The sequence below is a fragment of the uncultured Citricoccus sp. genome, from assembly GCF_937871995.1.
Classification (GTDB): Bacteria; Actinomycetota; Actinomycetes; order Actinomycetales; family Micrococcaceae; genus Citricoccus.
In genome coordinates, this window is the sequence record NZ_CALMQR010000074.1 from 1 (window position 1) to 5,334 (window position 5,334).

General features: G+C 70.9%; 6 protein-coding genes. 3 read left to right on the top strand and 3 right to left on the bottom strand.

The window, feature by feature from the left end:
- Positions 1 to 87: 87 nt before the first annotated feature.
- Positions 88 to 282, bottom strand: a complete 195-nt coding sequence (locus Q0283_RS09000; RefSeq protein ID WP_183529139.1) for a hypothetical protein — start codon at positions 280 to 282, stop codon at positions 88 to 90.
- Positions 283 to 495: 213 nt separating this feature from the next.
- Here Q0283_RS09000 and Q0283_RS09005 point away from each other — a divergent pair, with 213 nt between their 5' ends.
- Positions 496 to 1,935, top strand: coding sequence for a rhodanese-like domain-containing protein (locus Q0283_RS09005; protein ID WP_298044287.1), 1,440 nt, complete (start codon positions 496 to 498; stop codon positions 1,933 to 1,935).
- Between the two features lie 199 nt (positions 1,936 to 2,134).
- Here Q0283_RS09005 and Q0283_RS09010 read toward each other — a convergent pair whose 3' ends face one another.
- Entirely contained in the window at positions 2,135 to 2,392 is a 258-nt protein-coding gene (locus Q0283_RS09010) for a metal-sensitive transcriptional regulator (RefSeq protein WP_183529143.1), read from the bottom strand.
- A 129-nt stretch (positions 2,393 to 2,521) separates the two neighbouring features.
- On the opposite strand from Q0283_RS09010, the gene Q0283_RS09015 reads away from it, so the two are divergent.
- A complete protein-coding gene (locus Q0283_RS09015; RefSeq protein ID WP_298044289.1) occupies positions 2,522 to 3,112 on the top strand; it encodes a rhodanese-like domain-containing protein in 591 nt (196 codons plus the stop codon).
- Positions 3,113 to 3,209: 97 nt separating this feature from the next.
- Positions 3,210 to 4,106, top strand: coding sequence for a sulfite exporter TauE/SafE family protein (locus Q0283_RS09020; RefSeq protein ID WP_298044291.1), 897 nt, complete (start codon positions 3,210 to 3,212; stop codon positions 4,104 to 4,106).
- Here the strand turns inward: Q0283_RS09020 and Q0283_RS09025 are convergent.
- Complete coding sequence (locus Q0283_RS09025) at positions 4,098 to 5,105, bottom strand: hypothetical protein (RefSeq protein ID WP_298044292.1); 1,008 nt, start codon at positions 5,103 to 5,105, stop codon at positions 4,098 to 4,100. The genes Q0283_RS09020 and Q0283_RS09025 overlap by 9 nt on opposite strands.
- Positions 5,106 to 5,334: the final 229 nt, after the last annotated feature.

Below are 5,334 nucleotides of genomic sequence, written 5' to 3' on the forward strand. Positions count from 1 at the left end.
GGCAAGGTGGTCATCGAGCCGTGAGCGCGGGCCACGGCCGGATCGAACGCTGATGGATGGGGGTCAGCGCCGGACCGGATGAGCGGCTCAGCGGCCGAACAGCCTGCTCAGCCAGCCCGAGCCGGCGCCCGCGGAACCGCCCGCCCGCGCATCGACGATTGCCTTCTGGTCGCACGTGCACCGGTTGGACACCGGCACGTTCCTCATCACCTGGTCGACGTGGTTGCCGCAACCGGCCCACGTGGTCTTGCCGCACTTCCTGCAGGTCACCGCTTGGCACATGACGAGTTCTCCTTCTCGAGGGTCATAGGGTCGGAGGTGGACCGGACACGTCCGTCGGCACCTACCGGAATATACCCCAGGGGGTATATGTTGAACAGCATATCGCATGATCGGGATACCCCCCGAGGTACTTGCGGGATACCCCCAGAGGTATTACTCTCGACTCAGAACGGATACCCGAGGGGGTATCTGGAACCCAACGAAGGAGACGCCATGCTGCTTGAACGGATCTACGACGAGGACCTCGCCCAGGCCAGCTACTTCATCGGCTGCCAGAAGAACGGCACGGCCGTCGTGGTCGACGCCCGCCGCGACCTCGCCCCCTACCTGGAGCTGGCCGAGAAGAACGGCATGGAGATCGTGGCGGTCACCGAGACCCACATCCACGCCGACTACCTCTCCGGCACCCGTGAGCTCGCCGCCAAGACCGGCGCCGAGATGTACGTCTCCGGCGAGGGCGGCCCCGACTGGACCTACGGCTTCGAGGCCAACCTGCTCCACGACGGGGACAAGATCACGATCGGCAACATCACCGTCCAGGCCGTGCACACCCCCGGCCACACCCCCGAGCACCTGTCCTTCCTCGTCACGGACGGGGCCTTCAGCGACCAGCCTGGCTACATGCTGACCGGTGACTTCGTCTTCTCCGGCGACCTCGGCCGCCCTGACCTGCTGGACGAGGCCGCCGGTGGCGTGGACACGCGCTTCGGCGGTGCCAAGGACCTGTTCCGCAGCCTCAAGGAGAAGTTCGTGACGCTGCCGGACCACGTCCAGGTCTACCCGGCCCACGGCGCCGGCTCGGCCTGCGGCAAGGCCCTGGGTGCCATCCCCTCCTCCACGGTCGGCTACGAGCGCCTCTATGCCTGGTGGGGCAAGTACGTCGCCAACGACGACGAGCAGGGCTTCATCGACGAACTGCTCGAGGGCCAGCCCGACGCCCACGCCTACTTCGGCCGCATGAAGCGCGAGAACCGGGACGGCCCGGCCGTGATGGGTGACCGCGCCCCGCTGCAGGAGCTGGCGATCGAGGACGTTGCCCGCGACCTCGAGCAGGACAAGGTCACCTTCGTGGACACCCGCCCCGTGGACGAGGTCCACGCCGGGACCGTTCCCGGCTCGATCAGCATCCCGGCCCCGGGCAAGATGGCCACCTACGGCGGCTGGGCCTACGACCCGGAGAAGGACGACCGCCCGCTCGTGCTGCTGGCGCAGGACCAGGAGCAGGCCCAGCAGTTCTGGGACCACCTGGTGCGCGTGGGCATCGACAAGGTCGCCGGCTACGTGACCGGAATCCAGGGCCTGCCGATCACCACCCCGCGGATCATCCAGCCGGAGGAGCTCGAGGGCTTCGACGCCGCCCTGGTCCTGGACGTGCGCAACAAGACCGAGCACAGCGACGGCCACGTCCCCGGCTCGCGTCAGCTGAGCGCCGGCCGCGTGCTGTGGCACCAGGACCAGCTGCCCGCCGAGGGCACCATCGTGACGTACTGCCAGTCCGGCGTGCGCAACTCGGTGGCCGCCAGCGCCCTGCGCCGGGCCGGGCACGACGTCGTCGAGCTCGACGGCAGCTTCAGCGCCTGGTCCGAGTGGGCCCGCCGCACCGGGGTCCAGCCGGAGACCTCCGCGACGGCCCAGGAGCCGGTCAGCGCCTGACCGGACAACCGGTGGGCTGACAGCACGACACACGGAGGGGCGCCCCGCAGGGCGCCCCTCCTGCGCACCCGCCCCCCCTCCGTGCGCAGGAGCCGCCCGCGGGCACCCCGGCGCACGGAAAGGCCCCCGGTGCATCGACGTCTCGATGCACCGGGGGCCTTCGGCGTGGATGCGGGGACCGGCGCGCGGTCCGGGTGGATCAGGCCAGGGAGAGGAAGAGTTTCTCCATGTCCGCCTTGTCCATGGAGCCGTCCTCCTTGAGCAGGCACTGCTCCAGGCCGGTGGCGATGATGGCGAAACCGGCCCGGTCCAGCGCCTTGGAGACGGCGGCCAGCTGGGTGACCACGTCCTTGCAGTCGCGGCCCTCCTCGAGCATGCGGGTGACCGCGGCCAGCTGGCCCTGGGCTCGCTTGAGCCTGTTGAGGACCGGCTTGAGCTCGGTGGTGTCGAGTTCCATGAGGTGCTCCTCGGGTCGTGGGGGGATATCAGTCTCCGTCATTCTATACCCCCCGGGGTGTGTTGCATACCCTCGGGGGTATGTGGCAGACTCATGGAGTCATATCCAGACGAACGGAAGAGAAGCCTCTTGACCTCCCCCACCCCCGCCCTGACCGACGTCGACGCCCCGACCCTGCGTGAGTGGATCGACCGCCAATATGACCTGATCGTGCTGGACGTGCGTTCCGCCGCGGAGTTCGAGGGCCTGCACATCAAGGGTTCCTACAACGTCCCGCTTCCGCTGTTGTCCGAGCACGCCGACGAGCTCGCCCAGCGCCTGGACCGCCACGTGGTGCTGGTCTGCCAGTCCGGTGTCCGCGCCGGGCAGGCCCGCACCCGGCTGAACACCGCCGGCCTGGAGAAGGCCACGGTCCTCACCGGCGGCGTCCCCGCCTTCGAGGCCGCCGGCGGGGACGTCGTGCGCGGCGCCCAGCGCTGGTCCCTGGAGCGCCAGGTCCGCATGGCCGCCGGCTCCCTCGTGCTGGCCGGGATGCTGGGTGGGAAGCTCGTCTCCCCCAAGGTGAGCATGCTCGCCGGTGCCATCGGCGCCGGGCTGAGTTTCTCCGCCGTCACCAACACCTGCGCCATGGGCAACGTCCTGGCCAAGATGCCCTGGAACAGGACGGCCTCCGAGCCCACCGCCCAGTCCGCGATCGAGCAGTTGCCCTCCGCGGGCTGACCCAGACCGCCCGGCGGCGGCGCACCCCTCCCCCCTCCGCGCCGCCGTCGGGCCCCTTCCTTCCCAGCCCCGCCCGGACTACTCCCAAGGACCATCCATGACCGTCACGCTCATCGTCACCCTCGCGCTCTCGGTGCTGATCGGGGTCTCCCTCGGCCTGCTGGGCGGTGGGGGGTCCATCCTCACCGTCCCGATCCTCACCTACGTGGCCGGGCTTCCCGCCAAGGAGGCGATCGCCGCCTCGCTGTTCGTGGTGGGCACCACGTCGCTGGTCAGCGTGGTCTCCCACGCCCGCAAGGGGAGGGTGAAGTGGCGTACCGGCCTCGTCTTCGGAGTGGCGAGCATGGCTGGCGCCTTCGGCGGTGGGCTGCTGGGCGGCCACGTCCCCGGCACCGTGCTGATGATCGCCTTCGCCCTGATGATGGTCGCCACCGCGGCCGCCATGATCCGGGGCCGGAAGAAGGCCCCCTCCTCCGGCGGGGACGAGGCGAAGAAGCTGCCCGTCGTCAAGGTCGTCCTCGAGGGCCTGGTGGTCGGCCTGGTCACCGGGCTCGTCGGCGCCGGGGGCGGCTTCCTGGTGGTGCCCGCGCTGGTGCTGCTGGGTGGGCTGTCCATGCCGGCCGCCGTCGGGACGTCCCTGGTGGTCATCGCCATGAAGTCCTTCGCGGGCCTGGGCGGCTACCTCACGAGCGTCCAGCTCGACTGGGGGCTCGTGGCCGGGGTGACCGCCGCCGCGATCGTCGGCTCGCTGATCGGGGCGAAGCTGACCGGGATCATCCCCGAGAACGTCCTGCGCGAGGGCTTCGGCTTCTTCGTGCTGGCCATGGGCGTCTTCGTCCTGGTCCAGGAACTGCCCTCCCCCGCAGGCGTCATCGTCGGCGTCCTGGGCTCCGGCGTGGTGGCCGCGGTCCTGCTGTGCCGCTACGCCATCCCCTCCTGCCCGCTGAACCCCCGCCGACACCGGGAACCGGTCGCGGAACCCCAGTCAGCGTGACTCCCCGCCGCCAGGTGTCGCCGGTTCCACGGCGATGGTCCCGTAGACCCGCCGGTAGGGCTCGAGTGCACTGCTGATCTGCTCCAGGGTGCTCGCCGAGTCCGGGATCACCTCGAGGACGTCCTCCAGGACCGAGACGGTCCGGCCCCGGCGGCCCATGATGGTCTCGCGCGCCGGTTCGGCGCACTCCTCGTCGGCGAGGATGTCCTGGAAGCCGTCCCGGAGCATGTCCTGCAGGTCGGCCGCGTACAGGTCCGTCCTGCGCAGGGCGTAGTCGTAGAGCGCGAGGACACAGGCGACGGTCACACTGGGTCCGGACTCACGCCGGTCCATGGCCTCGGTCAGCAGCCGCTGGCCGTAATCGTCGAGCCGGGCCAGGATCTCTCCCGCTCCGGCCCACGCCACGGTCAGGGGCAGGTCCACTTGCGCGGTGATCGTGCCCGGATCGGCGGTGATCCAGATCGACTCCCCGGGGAGGATGAAGGCCGAGGCGTTGGACGGCTTGCCCCGTTCCTGGGCCGTCCGGTGCATCACCCCGGACTGGAGCGTCTCCAGGCGGGTGCGTCCGGGCCGGTGCTCCTGCACCGCGTCCCAGGGCTTGGTGCGCAGGATCCACACCGCGCCGGTGCGGTTGTGGAGCCACGTGTAGGCGGGCGTCGTGTCCGTGCGCAGGCACGCATCCCATTCGTCCAGGATCCCCCTCCCCGCCGGATCGGTGGTGGACAGCCGCAGCGCCTGTGCCGACCCGAGATCGTCACAGGTCCCCTGGGCGGTCTGGTGCACGTGCGGGGTCGGAGTGCCGGAGGACCGCCGCGACCTCGTGTCGGCGCCCTCCGGCGTGGGGACGCCGAGCCCCGGCCCGGGAGCGTCCCCGGGGTCCTCGAACGGCGCACGGGTCGCGGGCGGCGGATCGGGCTCCCTGTCTGCGTCCGGCGCCCCCGCCTCGCAGCCCGTGAGTGCGATCACCAGGGCCGCGACGATCCATCGTCCCCGGCTCATGCGGTCATTGTGGGCCAGCCCGGCAGGCGGGGGAAGTGCTCGCGTCCCCTGGGGGCGCCGGTCCGCGCCCGTGCTCGGGACGCTGGTCCGCACGGATGCCCTGGCGCCGGTCCGCGAGGGCACCCCGGGTGCGGCGCAGAGATGCGGTGCGGAGACGTGGTGCAGGGATGCGGCGCAGGGGCGTGGTGCAGGGGCGTGGTGCAGGGGCGTGGTGCAGGGGCGTGGTGCA